The sequence below is a fragment of the Bradyrhizobium sp. 930_D9_N1_4 genome (assembly GCF_052076015.1).
In the GTDB taxonomy this organism is placed as follows: Bacteria; Pseudomonadota; Alphaproteobacteria; order Rhizobiales; family Xanthobacteraceae; genus Bradyrhizobium.
On sequence record NZ_CP197236.1, the window covers coordinates 2,561,383 to 2,582,444 of the forward strand.

19 protein-coding genes are annotated in these 21,062 nt (G+C 64.2%); 1 reads left to right on the forward strand and 18 read right to left on the reverse strand.

What is annotated here, in order from left to right; genetic code table 11:
• Positions 1 to 236: 236 nt before the first annotated feature.
• The 12 genes from AB7532_RS11835 to AB7532_RS11890 all read right to left on the reverse strand — a co-directional run bounded on the left by AB7532_RS11835 (position 237) and on the right by AB7532_RS11890 (position 12,618).
• Positions 237 to 878, reverse strand: coding sequence for a hypothetical protein (locus AB7532_RS11835; RefSeq protein WP_441234964.1), 642 nt, complete (start codon positions 876 to 878; stop codon positions 237 to 239).
• 44 nt (positions 879 to 922) lie between these two features.
• The gene (locus AB7532_RS11840; protein WP_092023994.1) at positions 923 to 1,123 is read right to left on the reverse strand and encodes a hypothetical protein; all 201 of its coding nucleotides are present in this window, start codon (positions 1,121 to 1,123) and stop codon (positions 923 to 925) included.
• Positions 1,124 to 1,291: 168 nt separating this feature from the next.
• Positions 1,292 to 2,698 (reverse strand): hypothetical protein, encoded by a 1,407-nt coding sequence (locus AB7532_RS11845; protein ID WP_441234965.1) that lies wholly within the window; start codon positions 2,696 to 2,698, stop codon positions 1,292 to 1,294.
• 351 nt (positions 2,699 to 3,049) lie between these two features.
• Positions 3,050 to 3,823 (reverse strand): fumarylacetoacetate hydrolase family protein, encoded by a 774-nt coding sequence (locus AB7532_RS11850; protein ID WP_441234966.1) that lies wholly within the window; start codon positions 3,821 to 3,823, stop codon positions 3,050 to 3,052.
• A gap of 11 nt (positions 3,824 to 3,834) precedes the next feature.
• Complete coding sequence (locus AB7532_RS11855; RefSeq protein WP_441234967.1) at positions 3,835 to 4,854, reverse strand: 2-dehydropantoate 2-reductase; 1,020 nt, start codon at positions 4,852 to 4,854, stop codon at positions 3,835 to 3,837.
• Positions 4,855 to 4,954: 100 nt separating this feature from the next.
• On the reverse strand, positions 4,955 to 5,383 hold the full coding sequence (locus tag AB7532_RS11860) for a CBS domain-containing protein (RefSeq protein ID WP_441234968.1): 429 nt from the start codon (positions 5,381 to 5,383) through the stop codon (positions 4,955 to 4,957).
• A gap of 177 nt (positions 5,384 to 5,560) precedes the next feature.
• Positions 5,561 to 6,883 carry an oxalate/formate MFS antiporter gene (gene oxlT, locus AB7532_RS11865; protein ID WP_441234969.1) on the reverse strand — a complete coding sequence of 441 codons (1,323 nt, stop codon included), beginning with the start codon at positions 6,881 to 6,883 and terminating at the stop codon, positions 5,561 to 5,563.
• A gap of 261 nt (positions 6,884 to 7,144) precedes the next feature.
• Complete coding sequence (gene oxlT / locus AB7532_RS11870) at positions 7,145 to 8,434, reverse strand: oxalate/formate MFS antiporter (RefSeq protein WP_441234970.1); 1,290 nt, start codon at positions 8,432 to 8,434, stop codon at positions 7,145 to 7,147.
• A gap of 414 nt (positions 8,435 to 8,848) precedes the next feature.
• On the reverse strand, positions 8,849 to 10,348 hold the full coding sequence (locus tag AB7532_RS11875) for a tripartite tricarboxylate transporter permease (RefSeq protein ID WP_441234971.1): 1,500 nt from the start codon (positions 10,346 to 10,348) through the stop codon (positions 8,849 to 8,851).
• Between the two features lie 59 nt (positions 10,349 to 10,407).
• The gene (locus AB7532_RS11880; protein WP_441234972.1) at positions 10,408 to 10,905 is read right to left on the reverse strand and encodes a tripartite tricarboxylate transporter TctB family protein; all 498 of its coding nucleotides are present in this window, start codon (positions 10,903 to 10,905) and stop codon (positions 10,408 to 10,410) included.
• 121 nt (positions 10,906 to 11,026) lie between these two features.
• Positions 11,027 to 12,034 carry a Bug family tripartite tricarboxylate transporter substrate binding protein gene (locus AB7532_RS11885; RefSeq protein ID WP_441234973.1) on the reverse strand — a complete coding sequence of 336 codons (1,008 nt, stop codon included), beginning with the start codon at positions 12,032 to 12,034 and terminating at the stop codon, positions 11,027 to 11,029.
• A 446-nt stretch (positions 12,035 to 12,480) separates the two neighbouring features.
• Entirely contained in the window at positions 12,481 to 12,618 is a 138-nt protein-coding gene (locus AB7532_RS11890) for a hypothetical protein (RefSeq protein WP_441234974.1), read from the reverse strand.
• A gap of 356 nt (positions 12,619 to 12,974) precedes the next feature.
• On the opposite strand from AB7532_RS11890, the gene AB7532_RS11895 reads away from it, so the two are divergent.
• Positions 12,975 to 14,306, forward strand: a complete 1,332-nt coding sequence (locus AB7532_RS11895) for an Hsp70 family protein (RefSeq protein WP_441234975.1) — start codon at positions 12,975 to 12,977, stop codon at positions 14,304 to 14,306.
• 236 nt (positions 14,307 to 14,542) lie between these two features.
• Here the strand turns inward: AB7532_RS11895 and AB7532_RS11900 are convergent, their stop codons facing one another.
• The 6 genes from AB7532_RS11900 to AB7532_RS11925 form a co-directional block, all read right to left on the reverse strand.
• Positions 14,543 to 14,986, reverse strand: coding sequence for an SRPBCC family protein (locus tag AB7532_RS11900; RefSeq protein ID WP_441234976.1), 444 nt, complete (start codon positions 14,984 to 14,986; stop codon positions 14,543 to 14,545).
• A 97-nt stretch (positions 14,987 to 15,083) separates the two neighbouring features.
• A complete protein-coding gene (locus tag AB7532_RS11905) occupies positions 15,084 to 15,881 on the reverse strand; it encodes an ABC transporter permease (RefSeq protein WP_441234977.1) in 798 nt (265 codons plus the stop codon).
• A 4-nt stretch (positions 15,882 to 15,885) separates the two neighbouring features.
• Positions 15,886 to 16,683, reverse strand: coding sequence for an ABC transporter ATP-binding protein (locus tag AB7532_RS11910; RefSeq protein ID WP_441234978.1), 798 nt, complete (start codon positions 16,681 to 16,683; stop codon positions 15,886 to 15,888).
• An 11-nt stretch (positions 16,684 to 16,694) separates the two neighbouring features.
• The gene (locus AB7532_RS11915) at positions 16,695 to 17,669 is read right to left on the reverse strand and encodes an ABC transporter substrate-binding protein (RefSeq protein WP_441239250.1); all 975 of its coding nucleotides are present in this window, start codon (positions 17,667 to 17,669) and stop codon (positions 16,695 to 16,697) included.
• A 112-nt stretch (positions 17,670 to 17,781) separates the two neighbouring features.
• On the reverse strand, positions 17,782 to 19,221 hold the full coding sequence (locus AB7532_RS11920) for an amidase (RefSeq protein WP_441234979.1): 1,440 nt from the start codon (positions 19,219 to 19,221) through the stop codon (positions 17,782 to 17,784).
• Positions 19,222 to 20,142: 921 nt separating this feature from the next.
• Positions 20,143 to 21,036, reverse strand: coding sequence for a LysR family transcriptional regulator (locus AB7532_RS11925; protein ID WP_441234980.1), 894 nt, complete (start codon positions 21,034 to 21,036; stop codon positions 20,143 to 20,145).
• Positions 21,037 to 21,062: the final 26 nt, after the last annotated feature.

Sequence of the window (21,062 nt, forward strand, 5' to 3'; positions counted from 1 at the left end):
AGCGGGGCGTGCGGTGGAGGCGGGGCGATCATGCGGGGAGTGAGGGGATTCCGCAGGGCGGATAATCAGGGTGCGCCGTTGCCCCATAGGGCAAGCTCATTCCGCACATTCCGCCGTCATACCCCGCGAAGGCGGGGTATCCAGTACGCCGCAGCTTCTCTATTCTAGCCTTGCTGTCTCTGGAATACTGGATTGCCCGCCTTCGCGGGCAATGACACCCAGTATGGAGCGAGCGACTACTCCGCCGACAGCCGCACCATCTGCCGCCCGCCGTTCATTTCCTTGAGGCGGTTGACGAAGTTTTCCGGGCGTTGCCAGCGATAGGGCACCTGCAGGCCCATGAACTCGGCGATGTCGCCGATGAAGCCGGTGCAGTTGGTGGTCTCGGCATTCCAGACCGGCGAGCTCGCCTGCAATTTCTTGATATAGGCGAACACGCGCTTGGCGTCGGCTTCGTTCAGATAGACACGATAGTTCGCGGTCAGATAGTCCGGATCGAGATCGCCGTAGCTGGCGCCGGTCTCGGCCGGCACCCAGGTGAGGTGACCGAGCACATAGGCCCAGGTGTCGCCGGCGGGCGTCAGGCCTGCGACCTCGACGGCGCGCTCGCTGGTCTTGCCGTACCAGACGAAGGCGTGGCCCCAGCTCGCGGCTGTGCGGGCACGGAAGTCGACGTAATAGGGACCTTTCTCCGCACGCGCGATCGCGCGCCGCGTCGATTGCGGCGCCGGTCTTGCGGTGTCGGTCGTGGCAAGCGCGTTTGCGTCGGCAACGCGCTTGTTCGCTTCGTGGGCCGAGGCCGAGGCCATCGTGCACGCGATCAGAGTCGCAAGCGCCAGCCCCGCGAGAATGCAGGATCGATCAGGTTTGTTCGTCACGCTGTGCCCCCTCGACTATCGGCCGCTTACGCAGAGACTGCGTATCAGTAGCGAGCTGCGACCGGGCCGGGCGCCTTGCCGATCGGGGACTTTCCAATCGGGCTCTTGCCAATCGGCATCTTGCCGATCGGAGCCTGCTCGGAATAAACAGGCACGGGCTGGCGGCGCGGCAGATCCGCGGCGTTCGCAACCGTCACCAGAGCAAGCGTAGCACCCAGTACAAATACAATCTTCTTCACGTTCATACCCCTAGCAGGTTTGGTCCAAACACGGCACCGCCGTGCCCCCAGACACGCCTCACAGAAGGGCGGCCGAATGCGACCAAGTTGCGGCGCGCACGGGACATGTTGGCGGCATCTCTCGGGCGTACGCAGATGTGATGTGTCCGGATGTTTCCGTGTGCGGCGACAGTCTCACCCGATCCGGTTCAGACTATTCCGGATCGTCGAGAAGATGCCGCCGATGTCCTTGCGCAGGGCATCGAGCGAATTGAAATTGTCGAAGATGCGGGCGAGGCGGTCTTCGACTTCGCGCTTGCTCTTGGTCAACGCGTCGACGCGCGAGGCGAGGGTGACATCGCCGTTGGCCTCGATCTCGCCGACGGTTTTCGCAAGCAGATCGCGGGTGGTACCGACCTCTGTGATCAGGGCCTCGATGCCGAACACCGGCGCCTTCAGCGGGACGAGGTCGGCCTGCGACTTCGACAGCTCGGTCTTGAAGGCGTTGAGCGTTGCCAGTGTCTCCTGCAACGCGCCGAGGCGCTGGCGCGACTGAAGGACGAAATCGTTCAGCGCGTTCTGGCGTTCCGTGAGGCTCTTGCCGTCGGGATCGATTTCGACATCGGCGATCGAGCGTTCGAGCTGCGCCTGGCGCTGGCCGAGCTCCTCGAAATCGAGCCGGATTGTCTTGAGGATGTTGAAGCTGTCGTCGATGCGGGCAAGGCGCTGCTCGATCTCGATCTTGTTCTTCGACAGCGTCTCGACGCGCGTGCCGAGCGGGGCCTCGCCGGCGGTCTCGAGCTCTTCGATGCTCTTGGCGAGGCGCTGATGGCTGAGGCCGAGCTCGTCGATCAGAGCATTGATGCCCGCATCCGCCGAGCGCAGCGGCACCAGCTCGGCGTGGGATTTCGCCAGATCTTCCTTGTACTGGTTGAGGGTCGCAAACGTGTCCTGGACCGTGTTCACCCGTGACAGCAACGCCGCGACGTCGCGCGCGATGTCCCGCTGCCGGTCGGCGAGATTGTTCTTGCGGTCGTCGGTCTCGAGGTCGTGCAGCGAACGCTCGAGCTGGTTCTGGCGATCGCGGATCTCGGTGAAGACGGGCTCGACCGCGCGGCGCTGATCGGCGACCTTGCCCACCGTCTCGCGCAGCGCCTGCTGACGGCGGCGGATTTCGGCGAGCTGGTCGTGCATGTCGGTGGATTCGTTGCGGCCCTGCTGGAGCAGCGCACGCTGCTCGGTCTCGCCCAGCTTGTCGTGGAGGGCGGAGACGGCCTCCCGCGGGTCGCTCTCGATCAGGTGCTGGACGGTGGCGTCGAGGTGGTTTTGCAGGGCGTGGGCGACGACCACGTCCTCCCGGGTCTTCTTGAGACGGTCGCGCAGGGTGTCGAGGCGCCGGTCCTGGCGCGACAGCCGCCAGGCGGAGGCGCCGATCAGCGCCAGTCCGCCCGCCAGGATCGCGCCGATCGCGATGCGCTGCGGCATGGGCAGGCCCCCGAACAGGGCGGGGAGATGGGCGACGTCATGACCAAACGCCTGCGGGGCGAGAAACGCGATGGCGGCTAGCAGGACAACCCAGGCAACCAGGAAAAACAGCCACATCGTGACGTCCTCACGCCGGCACACACTTTCGCCATGATTGCTATTGGAGAGCGGAACCGAGCGCAAGGGGCGCGCGGCCGTGTGGGATGCGTCCGGTAGCGCGATCCACGACTGGTTGCGTCGGCCGATCGGTGGAGGGCGGTGCGGGGTGCCGGGTTTTCCCGAGGAGAGGTGGGCAGCCATGCCCAGCTGTCATTCCGGGGCGGCGCAAGGCGCCGAGCCCGGAATCCATAGCCACAGACATTAGTCGTAAAGCGAGATCAGCGCGGCGGGATGTCGTGACCAAATCGGCCGTCGTGGTTATGGATTCCGGGCTCGCGCCGCGCGCGCCCCGGAATGACGGAGAGAGAGCTACAGCCGAAACTCGTTCGTCAGCTCCCCGATGCCATCGATCGCGACGGTCACTTTGTTCACCGGATCCTTCATCACGCCGACGCCAACCGAGGTGCCCACCGCGATGAGGTCGCCGGGGAGCAGGGTCATGTCATGGGAGATCTTGCTGACCAATTCCTGCGCGGTGAAGATCATGTCCGAGATCGGATAGTTCTGCCGCTCGGCACCGTTGAGGATGGTGCGGACGGTGAGCCTGGCCGGATCAAGTCCCGTCGCGATCACAGGGCCGAACGGGCCGTAATCGTCGATGCCCTTGGCGCGCGCCCATTGCGGAAAGGTGGGGTCGCTGGTCAAAATGTCGTTGGCGGTGATGTCGTTGACGCAGGTGTAGCCGAAGATGAAGCCGTCGGCTTCATCAGGCGAGACCCGGGCGCAGGTCTTGCCGATGACGATGCCGAGTTCGCCCTCATACGTGGTCTTGCCATCGTAATAAGAGGGCCGCCGGATCACGGCGCCCGGGGTCGTGATGCTGGTGGTGGCCTTCAGCAGATAAAGCGGCTCCGGCGGCTCGGGCTGGTTCAGCTTGGCCGCGAGCGCGTGAAAATTATTCCAGAGCGCGACGATCTTGCTGGGCGCGCAGGGGGCGAGCAGCTCGACCTCCGACAGCGCCAGCGTTTTGCCGGTCACGGCGTTACGGCCGAACATCTCGCCCTCATGCACGTTGATGCCTGATGGCGTCAGCGTGCCGAAGCCGGTCACGCCGGCATGGCGGAAGCGCAACCACTGTTTCATCTCGGTTGCCATCACGCCACCGCCATTGCGCGGGGATCGGCCGGTGCGGAAACGCCGTCATAGAGTCCGGCGATGCGGGCGCGTTGGGTCACCATCGCCAGCACCGAGTCCAGTGCGGGCGTGGCGATGCCTGTGAGGCGGCCCATCTCCTGCACCACGGTGACGAGCGGGTCGATCTCCATCGGGCGGCCGCGCTCGAGATCCTGGAGCATCGAGGTCTTGTGCGCGCCGACCTTGCGGGCGCCCTCGATGCGGCGCTCGACATCGACGCGGAATTTGACGCCGAACGTCTCGGCAATGCCTTGCGTCTCCATCATGATGGCGCGCGACAGCGCGCGCGTGGAGGGATCGGTGCAGATCACATCGAGCGTTGCGTGGGTCAGCGCGCTGATCGGGTTGAAGCAGACGTTGCCCCACAGCTTGAGCCAGATCTCGTCGCGGATGCGGTCGAGCACCGGCGCCTTCAACCCGGCCGCGACGAAGAGATCGGCAAGGCGCTGCACGTCGGAGGTGACCTCGCCGGAGGGTTCGCCGAGCGGGAAATTGTTGCCGTAGACGTGGCGGATCACGCCGGGCGCCTCGATCTCGGTGGCCGGATAGACGATGCAGCCGATGGCGCGCTCGGCACCGATCTCGCGCCATTGCCGGCCGCCGGGATCGATGCTCTCCAGCGTCGAATTCTCGTGCTGGCCGCCGTGCTTGTAGAAGTACCAATAGGGGATGCCGTTGACGGCGGTGACGATGCGGGTGTGCGGCCCCAGCAGCGGCTGCATCTTCTCGATCACGCCGGTGATCGAATGCGCCTTCAGCGTGATGATGATGAAGTCCTGCACGCCGAGCTCGGCGGGATCGTCGGTGCAGCGCGGATGTACGGTGTGCTTCTCCTCGCCTGCGATCAGCGTAAGGCCGCGCTCGCGCATCGCGGCGAGGTGGGCGCCGCGTGCGATCAGGCTGACGTCGGCGCCGGCGCGCGCGAGCTGAACCCCGAGATATCCGCCGATAGCGCCGGCGCCGTAGATGCAGATCTTCATGAAATCCTCGCGGGAAGCCGGAATTTTGGGACGAAAGATCCGGTCCGGCTCGGAGGGATCCGAGCCGGAGCCGGTAGTCGCAGGGGAAGTGTGTGTCGCTTTAGGCTGCCGCTTGCGGCGTGCCGTTGATGGCCTCGTCCATGGCAGCGGCGATGTCGCGCATGCTGATGACGGAGACGAGGCTGTAATCGTCGATCACGGGCAGGTGCCGGATGTGATTGCGGTTCATCAGGTGCCGGACGTGCTCGATCGTGTCAGTGGAGGTGCAGGACACCAGCTGCTGCACCGAGACGAGCTGCGAGACCTTCACGTTGACGGCGTTCGCGCCGTGCTCGGCGACCGCGCGCACCACGTCGCGCTCGGTGAACATGCCGACGGCGGTGTTGCCTTCCGAGCGGACCACGTCCTTCACCACCAGCGCGCTGATGTTGTTGGCCCGCATCAGCTTGGCGGCGATACCCACTGTTTCGTTCATTCGCACCGTAACAACGCGCGGCGTCTTCTTGCGCAGAATGTCTCCGACCAGCATTGCAACCTCCCTAGGTGAATGACAGGGGAAGTGTGGTATACATAATGCCAATCGTCAAGCATTCGATTTGGCTGATCCGAAAAATCTTGCGGCAGGAATGCTGACGTTTGTCGTCGAGACAAAAGGAAAGGGGCGCATTGCTGCGCCCCTTCCAGATCATGCGATCGAGTGTGTTCGCTACGCTGTTTCGGTCTTGGCGTTGGCCGTCGCGGTGTTCGCGCTCTCGGCTTCCTTGCCCAGGATGAAGGAACGGCGCAGCGGCTTGATCACGAACAGCGCCATCAGCGCCGCGGTCGCGTTCAGCGCCACCGCCACCACGAACACCGCCTTCCAGCCATAGGCCGTCGAGATCACGCTCGCGAGCGGGACCAGCAGGGACGCCGTGCCCTTCGCGGTGTAGAGCATGCCGTTGTTGGTGGTCGCGAATTTCGAGCCGAAAGTGTCGCCGCAAGTGGCGGGGAATAGCGAGTAGATCTCGCCGAACACGCCGAAATACACCGCGGTCGCGAGCACGAACACGATCGGAATTTGGCCGTAGGCCGACAGCGTCAGGAGCATCAGCGCGGCGGTGCCGAACGCGATGAACATGGTGTGCTCGCGGCCGATCGTGTCGGAGACGAAGCCGAAGAACGGGCGTCCGAAGCCGTCGAAGATGCGATCGAGCGAGATCGCGAACGTCAAGGCCGCCATCTGGAAGCCGGCGAGCGTGACCGGCGTGTCGGCGATCTTGAAGTCGTGCGCGATCGGCGCGATCTGCGCCGCGGTCATCAGGCCGCCGGAGGCGACCATGACGAAGACGAGATACATCACCCAGAAAATAGGGGCCCGCAGCACCTGCGGCGGGGTGAAGTCGATCTTGGTCTGCGGCAGATTGAGCTGCTTCTTCTTCGGCGGAATCGAGATCCGCGGCGGTTGGATGAAGAAGGCAAGCACGAACACGATGACGCCCTGGCCGATGCCGAAGGTGAGGAACGCGTGCTGGTAGCCGCTCGTTGCGATCATGGTCGCGATCGGCACGACGGTGAGGGCCGCGCCCGCGCCGAAGCCCGCGGCGGTCGCGCCGGCGGCGAGGCCGCGGCGATCGGGAAACCACTTCAGTGCGTTGCCGACGCAGGTGCCGTACACCGCGCCTGCGCCCATGCCGCCGATGACGGCCGCCGTGTAGAGCAGGAAAAGGCTATCGGCGTAGGAGTTGAGAATCCAGGACAGCGCGATCATGACGCCGCCGAACATGATGACGATGCGCGGGCCGTATTTGTCGACGAACCAGGCTTCGATCGGCACCAGCCAGGTCTCGGTGACCACGAAGATGGTGAAGGCGAGCTGGATCGCGGCGCGTCCCCAATGGTGCTCGTGATCGATCGGATCGACGAACAGCGTCCAGCCGTATTGCAGATTGGCGATCATCGCCATGCAGACGATGCCCATGCCGAGCTGGAGCCAACGGAAACCGGTGCGAAGCGGCGCGGCCGTGACGGCGCCATCCGGGCTGGAAATCATCTAGAATCTCCCAACGCGCCTGATTAGATGCGGCCTGGGATTACAAGATGACCCGGTGTCGCAATTGTTGTGGCTTATCGTCGCAAGCGCGGCCGGAGATTGGTATACCATATTCCAGAAGGCAAGCCCTATCTCTCGCCGCGACGCAGCAAAATGAGCGGTTCCGTTCGGATTTGCCGCAGTCGGAAAATCTTCGGGCAAACGAAAACGCCCGGCCGCAAGGCCGGGCGTCGTTATTGAAGTTGCGCTTCGTGAAACGCGTCAGATCATCGATTTGGCGACCACGATCTTGCGCCAGGGTTTCAGCACCGCGATCGCCAGCAGGGAGGCGAGGATATTGGCGCCGGCCGCAATGATGAACACGCTGTCCCAGGTGCCCGACGATTGCTGCATGTAGTTGGCGATCGGGACCAGCAGCGCGGCGGTGCCCTTTGCGGTGTAGAGCAGGCCCGCATTGGTGGTCGCGAACTTCGAGCCGAAGGTGTCGGTGCAGGTCGAGGGGAACAGCGAGTAGATCTCACCCCAGGCGAAGAACACGAAGCCCGAGAGCAGCACGAACCAGATGGGATCGTGACCCCAGAGGTAGAGCATCCAGATGCCGAACCCTTCCATGCCGAAGGCGATGAACATCGTGTTCTCGCGGCCGATCATGTCGGAGATCCAGCCGAAGAACGGACGCGTCAGGCCGTTGAGCACGCGGTCGATCGTGGCCGCGAACGTCACTGCCGTCATCGTCACCGCCATCAGCGTCACCGGAACGCTGTCGACCTTCCAGTCGACCGCGATCGGCTTCAAATTGGCTGTCACCATCAGGCCGCCGGCGCCGACGATCACGAACATGAAGTACATCAGCCAGAAGATCGGCTGACGCAGGACTTCGGTCGGCTGGTAGTTGCGGCGCGTCTGCACCAGTGCGGCATTCGCCACCACGGCCGGGACCTGGCCTGCTTTCGGCGCCAGAAGGAAGAAGGCGAGGATGCAGATGACGATGCCTTGCCCGAGGCCGAAATAGAGGAAGGTGGTCTGGAAACCACTGTCCTTGATCATGGCCTGGATCGGCGCGACCGTCAGTGCGGAGCCCGCACCGAAGCCCGCGGCCGTGATGCCCGCGGCAAGACCGCGCTTGTCCGGAAACCACTTCAGCGCGTTGCCGACGCAGGTGCCGTAGACGCCGCCGGCGCCGATGCCTGCGATGATCATGCCGAGATAGAAGCCGTTGAGCGTGGTGGCCTGGGCGTTGATCGCCCAGCCGACGGCACAGAGCACGCCGCCGACCAGCACGACGATGCGCGGACCGTATTTGTCGACGAACCATCCTTCGATCGGCACCAGCCAGGTTTCGAACAGGACGAAGAGCGTAAAGGCCCACTGGATCGACGCGCGATCCCATCCGAACTTTTTCTGGATGTCGGGGACGAAGAACGTCCAGCCGTATTGATAGTTGGCGATCATCACCATTGCGGCGACGCCCACCGCCAACTGCGTCCAGCGATAAGCATCGCTGACGCGCGCGGCACTCGGGGCCGCTGTTGACTGCACCATGTCCGTCATAAAATCCCTCCCGAAGGCGCCGATCATTTTTATGCGTGCGCTGTCCCGCATCTTGGTATTCATTATGCCAAGATTCAACTGAGGGACTGGAGGGTGCGGCGAAATATCGCGGATCAGTCCACATGCGCCTTGAGCCCTGAATTGTAAAGCCCAAATCGCTGCCCGCGCGGTGCCTTGGACGGCGATCGCGTGAACTTAACGCATTGATTTTGTGAGAGGTCTTCGGTGCCGCGAGCAGCTGCCGGCAGCCGGCGCGTCGGTCGATTTTCAGCTTTCGATCGAGCCGCGAACGGCCTGCGCACGTCGACGTGCGCTCGCCCGCTGGGTGCGCAATTCGTGGAATTCTTTATTCCAGAAGTCCGGGGTGCGGCGGATCTGACGCGACTCGCGCGGCAGCCTGACGCAGGCCGCGCGTCACGCCATCGACATGCGCAGCCGGCTGTAGCCTTCCTGGATCGCGGACCAGAACAGGGCGACGAGGCCGAGCGCCATGATCGTGCTGACGAGGCCGTTGGAGAAGAACACGCCGAGCGATCCCTGCGATCCCAGCAGCGACTGGCGGAAGGCTTCCTCCGCCTTGTCGCCGAGCACGATGGCGAGCACCAGCGGCGCGAGCGGGTAGTTGCACTTCTTCAGGAGGTAGCCGAGCACGCCGAACACCAGCATCAACATCACGTCGAAGGTGCTGTTGTGCACCGAATAGGCGCCGATCGCGCAGAGCACCAGGATCAGCGGCGCGATGATGCCGAAGGGCACGCGCAGGATCGCGGCGAAGAGCGGCACGCAGGTGAGTACGACGATGAGGCCGGCGAGATTGCCGAGATACATCGAGGCGATCAGGCCCCAGACGAATTCCTTCTGCTCGACGAACAGCATGGGACCGGGCTGCAGGCCCCAGATCAACAATCCGCCGAGCAGCACGGCAGCGGTCGGCGAGCCGGGCACGCCGAGCGACAGCATCGGCAGCAGTGCCGCGGTGCCGGCGGCATGTGCGGCCGTCTCCGGCGCGATCACGCCTTCGATCTCGCCCTTGCCGAAATTGTTGCCGCGTCGGGCCAGCCGTTTGGCGATGCCGTAGCTCATGAAGGAGGCCGGTGTTGCGCCGGCGGGCGTGACGCCCATCCAGCATCCGATCAGGCAGGAGCGCAGCGAGGTCATCCAGTAGGAGGGGAGCTCCCGCCAGGTCTGGAGCACGACACGCAGGTTGATGCTCGCATTGCCGCCGCGGAAGGCGAGGCCTTCCTCCATGGTCAGCAGGATCTCGCCGATCCCGAACAGGCCGATCACGGCGATCAGGAAGTCGAAGCCGTTGAGCATTTCGGTGATGCCGAAGGTCAGCCGCAACTGGCCCGTGATCGAATCGAGGCCAACCGCCGCGAGTGCAAAGCCCATCATCATCGCCGCGATGGTCTTGAACGGCGGCTCCTTGCTTAATCCCACGAAGCTGCAGAAGGCAAGGAAGTACACCGCGAACTTCTCCGCCGGACCAAATCTCAGCGCGAAGCCCGCGACCAGCGGCGCGACCAGCGTGATCATGATGACGGCGAACAGCGCTCCGACGAAAGAGGAGGTGAAGGCAGCCGTCAGCGCTTCGCCGGGCTTGCCCTGCTGCGCCATCGGGTAGCCGTCGAAGGTGGTCGCCACCGACCATGGTTCGCCGGGGATGTTGAACAGGATCGAGGTGATGGCGCCGCCGAACAGCGCACCCCAATAGATGCAGGACAGCATGATGATCGCCGATGTCGGCGGCATGCTGAAGGTCAGGGGAAGCAGGATGGCAACGCCGTTGGCACCGCCGAGGCCCGGCAGCACGCCGATGATGACCCCGAGCGTGATGCCGATGATCATCAGCATGATGTTGTAGGGCTGCAGGGCGACCGCGAAGCCGTGAAACAGATTGGCCAACTCTTCCATATCGAAACGTCCTGCAACAGCAATTGAATAAATGCGCGGCGCTTGGAGGCCCAAGCCTTTTACAGGCCGAGCCACTCCTCGAGCGGGCCCTTGGGAAGCGGGACCAGGAACCAGCGTTCGAAAACGAAATAGGTCACGACCGGCATGCCGACCGCGATGGCTGCGACCGTCAGCCAGCGATAGCCGCCGAGCCAGCGCATGAACCAGGCGATGAACACCATCGAGGCGACGTAGAGGCCGATGAACGGCATCGCGCCGACATAGATCGCGGTGGGCACGACGACGCTCATGACCTGGCGAAGCTGTCCCCATTCCGCGAACAGCCGGCCGTCGTCGTCGCGTTGCGCGCTCCAGAGGTTGATGGCGCTGGCGCCGACGATGGCGGCGCCGACATAGAAGGGGAAAAAGCCGGCGCGTGGCCCCTCCGCGCCCCAGTTGATGCCGGCCTTGATGCTGCCGAAGATCACGACCAGGCCGAAGACGCCGATCAGCAGCGCCATGCCGATTTCCAGCGTCTTGTGTGTCGGGCCGGATGCGGATCCGGATTGTTCAGTCATGAGACCTCCAGGAGAACTTCAGGCGGAATCGCAAAGCTTGTGCGGTCGCGGCCGACCGGAGGACGACCAGCGTCCCCGGCCTCGTCGATGTCGCGGCTCAATTCACGGACCAGTTCGCAGATCAGTTTCCTGGCGCGAGGAAGCCGGCTTCCTTCATCAGCCCCTCGTGGCGCTTCTCCTCCGCCTCGATCCATTTGGCGTAGTCGGCCCCGGCCAGGAAGGTCGTGTTGAAGGCGCCGCTCTTCATGAAGTCCTGCCATTCCGGCGTGGCACGGACCTTCTTGAACAGCTCGACGTAGTATTCGATCTGGTCCTTCGTCGCCTTGGGCGACATGAAGATGCCGCGCAGCATGAGATATTCCATCGCGAGGCCCTGCGACTTGCAGGTCGGAATATCCTTCCAGGCCTTGCCGTCGGCGATCGGTTCGTCATAGGCCATCGGCTGGGCGTCGAAGACGCAGAGCGGACGGAGCTTGCCGCCGCGCCATTGCGCAACCGCCTCGATCGGATTGTTGACGGTCGAATCGACGTGATTGCCGACGAGCTGGACCGCGACTTCGCCGCCGCCCTTGTAGGGAATGTAGGTGAACTTCGCGTCGATCGCCTTCTCGATGCCGACCGTGATGATCTGGTCTTCCTGCTTCGAGCCGGTGCCGCCCATCTTGAACGAGCCGCCCGGGGCCTTCTTCGCGGCGTCGACATATTCCTTGACGCTGGTGTACGGCTTCTCCGCGTTGACCCAGAGCACGAACTCGTCGAGCGCCAGCATCGCGACCGGGGTCAAATCCTTCCAGTTGAAGGGGATTCCCGTCGCCAGCGGTGTCGTGAACAGGTTCGACAGCGTGATGATGATCTTGTGCGGGTTGTTCGTCGACGTCTTCACGTCGAGGAAGCCTTCGCCACCCGCGCCGCCGGCCTTGTTGATGACGACCAGCGGCTGCTTCATCAGATTGTGCTTGGTGACGATGCCCTGGATGGTGCGCGCCATCTGATCGGCGCCGCCGCCGGTGCCCGCGGGCACGATGAATTCGACCGGACGAACCGGCTCCCAGGCAGCAAGGCTTGCAGTGCTGCTCGCGCACGAGATCGCGATTGCCGCCGCAGCGACATTCAGAACGAATGGCTTCATCTTGTTTCTCTCCCTGTCGAACCTCGAACGCAGCCGCTCTTTGCCGGCTTGCGTCAGCCCATCTTGATTCTGATGCGCGGGGTCACCTTGTGCGGTTGATCTCCCTGCGCAGTCCCAGACGAAACTCTATGAGCGGGGACAAGGCGAGGCATCCGCTCCTTTCGGCTAACAAGAGGATCACGGCACGTGTTCCTCGTCGTCGAACGTTCCTGTCCCCGTCATGCATCTTCGCGCGTGCAAGCGTCCTCGTTGGCGAGATGGTATGCGAGATACCAGTAGACAAACAATTGGATCGGCGCGTCATGCCGGCGGACCAATCGTCGCAGTTGTGTTCGCGCGCTTGGCGAGGCGTCAAAACGAAAATGGCCCCGCGATGCGGGGCCATTTGATCAAACGTCTGCGGGACTTCCGAATTGACGCGCCGTTTCGGCTGCGTGCGGAAACCCTTACAGGCCGAAGCGCGGCAGGTCGCCGTTGTGGTTCGAAATCTCGGCACTCGCCATCAGGAAGCGATCGACCGCGGCCATGAAGCGGGAGAACAGCGAGGCGGAGGGGGCGAGGGCGGCGGAAGCGGTCTTGGACATCGGAATTCCTTTTCCTGAGACGGTCAGTACTGCTGTCTCATTTCGAAGGGCAATCTATGTATACCAGATGCCACTGTCTACGCAGTTGTTTGCATGGCAGCATGCCTCCTCTCGCATTGCAGCATAATGACGGGTTAATGGGGCCGGCTCGACCTTAACAGCCGCAATGGTCGTGGAATCCCATCTTTTCGCGACCTCTGGACGCTGAATCGACGAGTTTCTCTGCTTGGGCGTCCGCCACACACCCAGTCCATGGGGTGAAGAACGGGTGGCAACCCAACGGCTCCGGGGTTGGCACCGCAGTGCAAAGCCGTTAGTGGTTCGCCCCCTTTTCCAGTCAACCGTCAGAGTGGTTCATGTCGAGCGCCTCGCCCGCCGTCTCGATCGGCATCGATTTTGGGACCAGCAACACGGTCGTCGCCATCGCGGCGGACGACCGCCGGGTCGAGGCCATCCGCTTCGACCATGGCGGCAAGCGCCATAGCGTTTACGTCTCGGCCCTGTGCTTCTGGGAAGACCGGCCGGGGGCGGGCGCCCAGGCCGAAGGCGGCCCATGGGCGATCGAGACGTTCCTCGAAGGCCGCCACATCTACCGCTTCCTCCAGTCGTTCAAGACGTTTGCGGCAAGCTCCAGCTTCAACACCACCCAGGTGTTCCGGCAGCGCTTCAAGTTCGAGGACATCCTGGCGGCGTTCCTGCGCACGCTGGCGCGCCATGGCGGCGACAAATTCGGGTTCGAGACGTCCACCATCACGGTCGGCCGTCCCGTGCGCTTCGCCGGCGGCAATCCCGACGAGGCGCTGGCGATGGAGCGCTACCGGGCGGCATTCGAGCGCCTGGGTGCCGGCCACGCACGCTATGTCTACGAGCCCGTCGGCGCCGCGTTCTCCTTTGCCCGCCGGCTGGAGCGCGACGCCACCGTGCTGGTCGCTGATTTCGGCGGCGGCACCAGCGATTTCTCGGTGATGCGCTTCTCGCGTGCGGGCGGCGTCTTGCGCGCCGAGCCGCTGGGGCACGCCGGCATCGGCATTGCCGGCGACACGTTCGATTACCGCATCGTCGACCACGTCGTCTCGCCACGCCTCGGCAAGGGCAGTAGCTTCCGCTCGTTCGACAAGGTGCTGCCGGTCCCCAGCGGCCACTACACCAACCTCGCGCGCTGGCATCAGCTGGCGATGATGAAGAGCAACGGCGATCTGCGCGAGCTCCGCGAGCTTGCGCGCACCGCGGTCAAGCCGAAGCTGCTCGAGGACTTCATCACCATCGTCGATCTCGACCTCGGCTTTTCGCTGTATCGCGCCGTGTCGGATGCCAAGGTCGCGCTGTCGGCGCAGGACGAGGTGGACTTCCGCTTCAAGGGCGGCGGCGTCGACATCGGCTCGACCATCACGCGGAAGAATTTTGACTCCTGGATTGCCGACGACATCGCCCGGCTGGGTGCCACGGTCGACAAGGTGCTGGGCGAAGCCGGCATCACCGCGCGGGACGTCGAGAAGGTGTTCCTGACCGGTGGCACCTCGTTCGTGCCCGCTGTGCGAAAACTGTTCGCCGACCGGTTCGGCAACGAACGGCTGATGTCGGGCGACCAGTTCGAGTCGATCGCCTACGGCCTCGCGCTGATCGGGCACAGTCCCGATCCGGATCGCTGGGCTGCCGACGGCGGGATCGCGCCAAAGGCGGGCGCGTAACGATCATTCTCCGTCATTGCGAGGAGCGAAGCGACGAAGCAATCCAGAGTCTATCCGCGGAGGGCTTCTGGATTGCTTCGCTGCGCTCGCAATGACGATTTGGGGCGATCCGCGCATCGAGTCGAACAGTGCCGTAGGGTGGGCAAAGGCGCACAGCGCCGTGCCCACGATCTTTCCCGATTGAGAGAATGGTGGGCACGCTGCGCTTTGCCCACCCTACGATACTGACGTCGTCGCTACTGATTGATCTCGGGCTCGACGAGCTTTGCAAGATTGCGCAGCGATTCCTGCCAGCCCAGATAACACGCCTCCGGCGGGATGACGTCGGGGATGCCGGCCTGCGTGATGTCGACCTCGGTGCCGACCGAGACCTTCTTCAGGATCACGGTCACCTGGATCTCGCCGGGCAGGTTGGGGTCGTCGAACTTGTCGGTGTAGCGCAGCCGCTCGCCGGGCACGAGCTCGAGATATTCGCCGCCGAACGAATGGCTGTTGCCCGTCGTGAAATTCCGGAACGACATCTTGAACGTGCCGCCGACCTTCGGCTCGAAATGATGCACGGTGCAGGTGAAGCCGTTCGGCGGCAGCCATTTCGCCAGCGCATCCGCCTCCAGGAAGGCGCGATAGACTTTCTCCGGGCTGGTGGCCAGGACGCGGTGCAGGCGGATGGTGCTCGGCATGTTCGTCTTCCTCATGAAAGGGCGGGCACGACATTGGCGTCTAATGCCCATTCATGTCCAGAGGACGACCGAGGTCGCGCCGATCCGACAGGACGTCTCAGATTTTCTTGCGACCGACCCTCTGCTCGGCCTTGTCGGCGCCGTACCAGGGCAGGAGGCGGCGCACGCCGAGCTCGAACAGGAAGTCGGCGACCACACCCATCGCGCCGAGCGTGATCAAACCGACGAACATATGGTCGACGCGAAAGACCTGCTGCGACATCTGGATGAGATAACCGACCCCGAACGCGGCCCCGGCGAGCTCCGCCGCGACGAGAACGACCAGCGCGACCGACAGGCTGATCCGCAGGCCTGCGATGATGAACGGCAACGCACCGGGAATGATGACGAAGACGAAGCTGCGCCAGCCGCGCGCGCCGAGGCTCGCCGCCGCCCGCCCGAGCAGCGGGCTGGCATCGCGCACCCCGATATAGGTGTTCACCCACACCGGGAAGAACACACCCCAGGCGATGAGGAATATCTTCGACGTCTCGCCGATCCCGAACCAGAAGATCGCCAGCGGAACGAAGGCGAGCGACGGCACGGCACGGAACATCTGGACCAGCGGATTGAGCGTCCCGTGCAGCAGCGGCAATCGCGCCATCGCGACGCCCAAGGCAATGCCGAGCAACGATCCGGTCGTGAACCCGACGGCGGCGCGCAACAGGCTGGCCGCCAAATGCCGCGGCAATTCGCCGTCAAGGATCAGCGTCCAGCCGGACTGCACGATGGTGCTCGGCGCCGGCAGCATTACGTCGTTGACGAGACCGCTGCGGCTGAGTGCCTCCCATGCGCCGAAGAAGGCGATTGTGCCGGCGAGGCCGGCGAGGGTGTGATGGCCGTTGCGGGATCCCATGCGGTTACTCGGCCGTCTCCAGCCCGATGGATTTGGCCACGTGCTCGTACAATTCGTTGAAGCGGGGCGTGGTGCGCTGGCGCGGGCGCGGCAGGTCGATCTTGATGTCCTCGACGATCCGTCCCGGATTGGGCGACATCACGATCAGGCGGGTCGCCAGCACCAGCGCCTCCGCGATGTTGTGAGTGACGAACAGGATGGTCGGCTGCTCCTGCCGGTGGATCTCGATCAGCTTGGCCTGAAGCGAGCTGCGGGTCATTGCGTCCAAGGCTGCGAAGGGTTCATCCATCAGCAGCAGGGACGGACGCGTCGCCAGCGCCCGCGCGATCGCAATGCGCTGCTTCATCCCGCCCGACAGCTCGAAGGGATATTTCGCGCCGGCGTCGGGAAGACCGACCATTGCGAGCAATTGCCGCGCAATTCCGCTTCGTTCCGCCGCGGCCATGCCGGCCATGCGGAGGCCAAACTCGACGTTGGCTTGCGCGGTCAGCCAGGGAAACAGGGAATAGTCCTGAAACACCACGCCGCGTTCCGAGCTTGGTCCGTCGATCGCGTGGCCGTCGACACGGACGTCGCCATGCGCAGGCGTGACGAAGCCCGCGAGAATGTTCAGCAGCGTGCTCTTGCCGCATCCGCTCGGCCCGAGAACGCAGACGAACTCGCCGCGTTCGATGGTCAGCGAGATGCTGCCGAGCGCGGTGGTCTGGCCGCGCCCGGAATCGTAGACGTGACCGAGGTCGACGCAATTGATCAGCGGCAGGCTGGTTGCGGCCTGCGGCTTGATCTCCACGCGTGCGTTCATGGCCTTCGGACCTATTCGCTGCGTGCCCGGTCGTACAGCGATGTCACGACCACATTGTTGAAGTCGGGAAGCTTGGCGTCCGGACGCACCAGTTTGTTGTCCACGGCCCATTTCGCCTGCTCCTCCATCGCGGAGACGAGGGACGGCTTGTCGAGCGCGAGCTTGAAATTGGTCCGTTTCCAGAACGACTTTGCAATGGTGGGGTCGAGCTTGATCCGCTCCGCGGTCAGCGTGGCCGCGGCGTCGGGATCCTTCTTGATGGTATCGTCCGCCTCGATCAACGCCTTCAGTGCCTTGACCAGCAGGTCCGGCTTGCTGTCGATGGTCGATTGCAGCGTGATGATCGATGAGTAGGTGCTGTAGAGCCCTTCCGAACGAATGACGTGGAACTTGCCTGCGCCTTGCGCGATGGCTTGCGACAGATGCGGCTCGGTCCAGATGAAGCCGTCGATCGCGCCGCCCGCGAGGCTGCTGACGAAGTCGCCGGGATTGAGGCTGACGGCGGTGATGTCAGACCAGGCGAGGCCGTCCTGCTTGAGCAGCTTCGACAGATAGAGATGCGCGTTGGTGCCTTGCGAATAGCCGATACGTCGGCCCTTGATGTCCTTCGTGGTCTTGATGTCCTTGATGGCGACGAGATCGAACGGCTCGTGCCGGTTCAGGGTGCCGATGATGCGCACCGGCAGGCCGTTCAGCGTCGCGAACACGACGGGCGTTTCCGCCGCGGTGCCGATCACCACGCCGCCGCCGACCAGCGCGTCCAGCACCAGGCGTCCGCTGGCGAAGGTCGAGACCTTCGGCGTCAGACCCTGCTTCTGCCAGGTCTTGTCGTGATCGGCGACGAAGAACTGGCCCCAGCCGAGCGCAATGCCTTCGCCGATCGTGATGTCCTGGGCGTGCGACGGCGCGGCGGCAAGCGATAGAATGGCCGCGAGTGCGGCTGCTGCGAGCCTGCCCGGTCGGAGCAATGAAGCGGCAATGGACATCACGATACGGTCTCCTTGTGTCGGTGAATGGGGTCTGGATTTGCGGCTGGCCGCACGCCACTTGCGCCGGGCCACTGCCCAACGGCCTCCCGGAAGCGTTGCGCCTGCGCGCTCACGACGGATCCTGCGGCCGCGCAAACGGCTTGGCCTGCTCGAAGGCGTGCGCGGCGCGCAGCACGGTGGTGTCGGCGAATTTCGCGCCGATGATCTGCAAGCCCACCGGCAGGCCTTCCGCGGTCAATCCCGCCGGAATCGAAGCCGCCGGCTGCTGCGTCAGGTTGAACGGGTAGGTGAAGGGCGAGCGGATCGGCCGTACCGCGAGATCGGCCTGCGATGCGCCGATGGCCGAGGCGGGATGCGCCGTCGTCGGTGTGAGCAGCAGATCCCAATCCTGATGGAAACGGTTGAAGTGCCGCCCGAGCGCTTCGCGCCGGTCCACGGCCTGGAGATAGCTGACGACATCGATCTTGCCGCCCTTCTCGGCGACGTCCTGCAAGCCCGGCTCGACCAACGCGCGGCGCGCGGGATCGAACGAGGCCAGCAGTTTCGCAGCACCGGCGAACCAGAAGGTCTGAAAGATGTCGAAGGGATCCTCGATGCCGGGATCGACCTGTTCGACGGTTGCGCCGAGCTCGGCGAAGGTCTTGGCCGCCGCCGCAATGATCGTTGCGACCTCCGGGGCAGTTTGTGCGTAACCGAGCCCCGGGCTGAATGCGATGCGCAAGCCTTTCACGCCGCGATCGAGGTCCGTTCGCCAGGAAATCGCCTGCGGCGGCAGCGCGGTCCAGTCGCGCCCGTCCGGCCGTGCGATCGCGTCCAGCAACAGCGCGGTGTCATCAACCCGCCGGGTCATCGGCGTGACGTGGAACAGCGTGCCGTTCTGCGACGTCGGATAGACGGGAACGCGGCCGAAGGTCGGCTTGAAGCCGAACACGCCGCTATGCGCCGCCGGCAGCCGGGTCGAGCCGCCGCCGTCGGTCGCGACATGCAGGGGCCCGAAGTTCAGCGCCGTCGCGGCCGCCGAACCGCCGCTGCTGCCGCCCGGCGTGTAAGCGAGATTCCAGGGATTGCGCGTGATCCCGGTGAGCAGGCTGTCGCCGAGGCCTTTCCAGCCGAATTCCGACGTCGTGGTCTTGCCCAGCAGCACCGCGCCTTGCTCGCGCAGGCGAGCCGTCGCCGGCGAGTCCTCGGTCCAATCCTGCGCGGGATCAACGGCCCGGCTGCCGCGCAGGGTCGGCCAGCCCCTGGCCAGAATGAGATCCTTGAGCGCGACAGGCACGCCGTCGACCGGACCGAGCGGCTCGCCGCGCTGCCAGCGCGCTTCCGACTGACGGGCCGATGCGATGGCGCTGGCGGCATCCAGCAATGCGAACGCATTGACGTGGCGATCGAGGCGCTCGATGCGATCGAGCACAGCCTGCGTCACCTGGACCGGCGACAGCGCCTTGGTCCGATAATGATCCACGAGCTCGGTCGCGGAGAGGAGGGCGATGTCGTCGGCGCTGGTTTGCCGCGATACCGGCTTGGTTGACAGAGCGTTCTGCGCAGACATGAGCACCACCTCGTTCTTCCCGGCGCATGGGTTCGCCGGGACGGAAATGGCTAAGCGCTTGTGCACGCAGGTAGCAGCAATTAATTGCGCGCCCATGCGGGGTCGCTCAAGAACGCAAGATCTGAAGCGCCCGTGACGGCCGCGCCGGAACGAAAATCTCTGCGGCCCAAACGTTGCAGCAGAGTTCGGCTAGGCAGGCTTGCTCATCAACGTCAGCTTTCGAGGGGTAAGCGGAAGCCGCCCGCTCGATCGGCATCGACTGCTTTTGACCCATTGCGGTCTTCAAGCCGTCTCCGTATTTAGGCCGTTTTCTGTAACTTCAATCGAGCAGGGCTGGTGCTGATGGGGGCTTAGTTGCGAACTGCGATCATGCTGTTGCTTGCATCCGTGCCTTGGTGGGCATCGGCACAAACGGGCAGTGACGAGAAGTTAAGCGAAGTTATCGCCAAGCTCAGGGCTTGCGTTCGGACACATGCATCTGCCGCTCGTTCCGCTGAGACGCAAAAATCAGGCAGCGCCGTCAATTTCTTGATTGAGGCATGCTCTCCCATGCTGAGAGCAAGTGATTTGGTCGATGTCGACGCCGTCCCTCCCGGCTTGTTTCGACACGTCGTAAGTGAGGAGTGGGCTAGCCTCTTTCACAAAATGCCACGGTGATCTGAGCCCTTCCAATCCCGCGTCCGCTTCTGACGATTGGAGACGTACTTGTGTCCATTTGGAGCTATGACAAGACCGATTTTGATCCAAAGCGGACACTGGATTGGCACACAAAGTTCATCCTAGGCTGCACGCTCATCTTTGCGAATTGATCGCCTCGTCAGGCCTCAAACATTGCGTTATCGATGATCACTTGAATGAGCTGCCGGCGATATCTCCCCTGCAAAGGAATTGCGCAATCCGAGAACGGATGGCGCTTTGGCGTCATTTCCTCAGCGGCCGAAACGCCGCTACGACCGCGTCCATGACTGCAGTGAGCGCTGATCCTGCGGGCCCCGGGGCGCGCAGCATCCACACAGCCCAGGGAGGCGGCGCGTGGGCGTCGAGCACCGTCACAAGTTCGCCGGAAGCGAGGAGCGAGGCTGTGCTCTCTGAGCCTGCCTGCGCGATCCCGGTCCCGAGCTCAGCAGCTGCGCGCATGGCGTCCGACCCGTCCACGACGAGTGCGAAATCGGGCTGAAGGCGCCGCGTGCCGCCGGGGGCACGATACAGCCAGGGCATCATGCGCCCCGTCGCCGGAAGACGCACGCCGATCAGCCGATGCCGTACGAGGTCATCGGGAGCCTGGGGCACGCCGTGTTTAGCAAGATAAGTGGGAGAGGCGAATGTGATGAGCGGCAATGGAGCAAGCCGCCGGGCGAGGATGCTGGCGTCGGCGATACGCGGTGCGATCCGAACCGCAAGATCCCACCGGCCTCCACCGAGGTCGGCGAAGTGGTCGTCGAGGGCAAGCTCCACGCGTAGCGCCGGATGACGTTCCAGAAGCGATGCAAGGGCGTGTAGCAGAGTCGGAGCAAGCGAGGCGGCGGCGGTCACGCGCACGGTGCCTGCGACTCCGACCGGGGCACCGAGCCGGCTGGCGGCCGCCGCAAGCGCGAGGGCCGGGCCGCGGACCTCGGCGAGGAAGCGCTCACCGTCGGGGGTGAGTGAGAGGGCCCTGGTCGAGCGGCGGAACAGCCGGGCACCATGCGCCTCCTCGAAGCGGCCGACGAGACGGGCGACGGCGGCCGGCGTTACGCCGAGCAGGCGCGCGGCTGCTGCGAAAGAACCGGCTTCGGCAACTCTGAGAACCACGACGGCGGCGCGCAACGTATCCATGCGGCATTCGATACATAATGTAGGCT

What these genes read in the sequence shown, in the direction of transcription:
- AB7532_RS11840 (WP_092023994.1), bottom strand. Translation starts at nt 1,123, where the DNA reads ATGAACGTGAAGAAGATTGTATTTGTACTGGGTGCTACGCTTGCTCTG.
- AB7532_RS11845 (WP_441234965.1), bottom strand. Translation starts at nt 2,698, where the DNA reads ATGTGGCTGTTTTTCCTGGTTGCCTGGGTTGTCCTGCTAGCCGCCATC.
- AB7532_RS11850 (WP_441234966.1), bottom strand. Translation starts at nt 3,823, where the DNA reads ATGAAACAGTGGTTGCGCTTCCGCCATGCCGGCGTGACCGGCTTCGGC.
- AB7532_RS11855 (WP_441234967.1), bottom strand. Translation starts at nt 4,854, where the DNA reads ATGAAGATCTGCATCTACGGCGCCGGCGCTATCGGCGGATATCTCGGG.
- AB7532_RS11860 (WP_441234968.1), bottom strand. Translation starts at nt 5,383, where the DNA reads ATGCTGGTCGGAGACATTCTGCGCAAGAAGACGCCGCGCGTTGTTACG.
- oxlT (WP_441234969.1), bottom strand. Translation starts at nt 6,883, where the DNA reads ATGATTTCCAGCCCGGATGGCGCCGTCACGGCCGCGCCGCTTCGCACC.
- oxlT (WP_441234970.1), bottom strand. Translation starts at nt 8,434, where the DNA reads ATGACGGACATGGTGCAGTCAACAGCGGCCCCGAGTGCCGCGCGCGTC.
- AB7532_RS11875 (WP_441234971.1), bottom strand. Translation starts at nt 10,348, where the DNA reads ATGGAAGAGTTGGCCAATCTGTTTCACGGCTTCGCGGTCGCCCTGCAG.
- AB7532_RS11880 (WP_441234972.1), bottom strand. Translation starts at nt 10,905, where the DNA reads ATGACTGAACAATCCGGATCCGCATCCGGCCCGACACACAAGACGCTG.
- AB7532_RS11885 (WP_441234973.1), bottom strand. Translation starts at nt 12,034, where the DNA reads ATGAAGCCATTCGTTCTGAATGTCGCTGCGGCGGCAATCGCGATCTCG.
- AB7532_RS11890 (WP_441234974.1), bottom strand. Translation starts at nt 12,618, where the DNA reads ATGTCCAAGACCGCTTCCGCCGCCCTCGCCCCCTCCGCCTCGCTGTTC.
- AB7532_RS11895 (WP_441234975.1), top strand. Translation starts at nt 12,975, where the DNA reads ATGTCGAGCGCCTCGCCCGCCGTCTCGATCGGCATCGATTTTGGGACC.
- AB7532_RS11900 (WP_441234976.1), bottom strand. Translation starts at nt 14,986, where the DNA reads ATGCCGAGCACCATCCGCCTGCACCGCGTCCTGGCCACCAGCCCGGAG.
- AB7532_RS11905 (WP_441234977.1), bottom strand. Translation starts at nt 15,881, where the DNA reads ATGGGATCCCGCAACGGCCATCACACCCTCGCCGGCCTCGCCGGCACA.
- AB7532_RS11910 (WP_441234978.1), bottom strand. Translation starts at nt 16,683, where the DNA reads ATGAACGCACGCGTGGAGATCAAGCCGCAGGCCGCAACCAGCCTGCCG.
- AB7532_RS11915 (WP_441239250.1), bottom strand. Translation starts at nt 17,669, where the DNA reads ATGTCCATTGCCGCTTCATTGCTCCGACCGGGCAGGCTCGCAGCAGCC.
- AB7532_RS11920 (WP_441234979.1), bottom strand. Translation starts at nt 19,221, where the DNA reads ATGTCTGCGCAGAACGCTCTGTCAACCAAGCCGGTATCGCGGCAAACC.
- AB7532_RS11925 (WP_441234980.1), bottom strand. Translation starts at nt 21,036, where the DNA reads ATGGATACGTTGCGCGCCGCCGTCGTGGTTCTCAGAGTTGCCGAAGCC.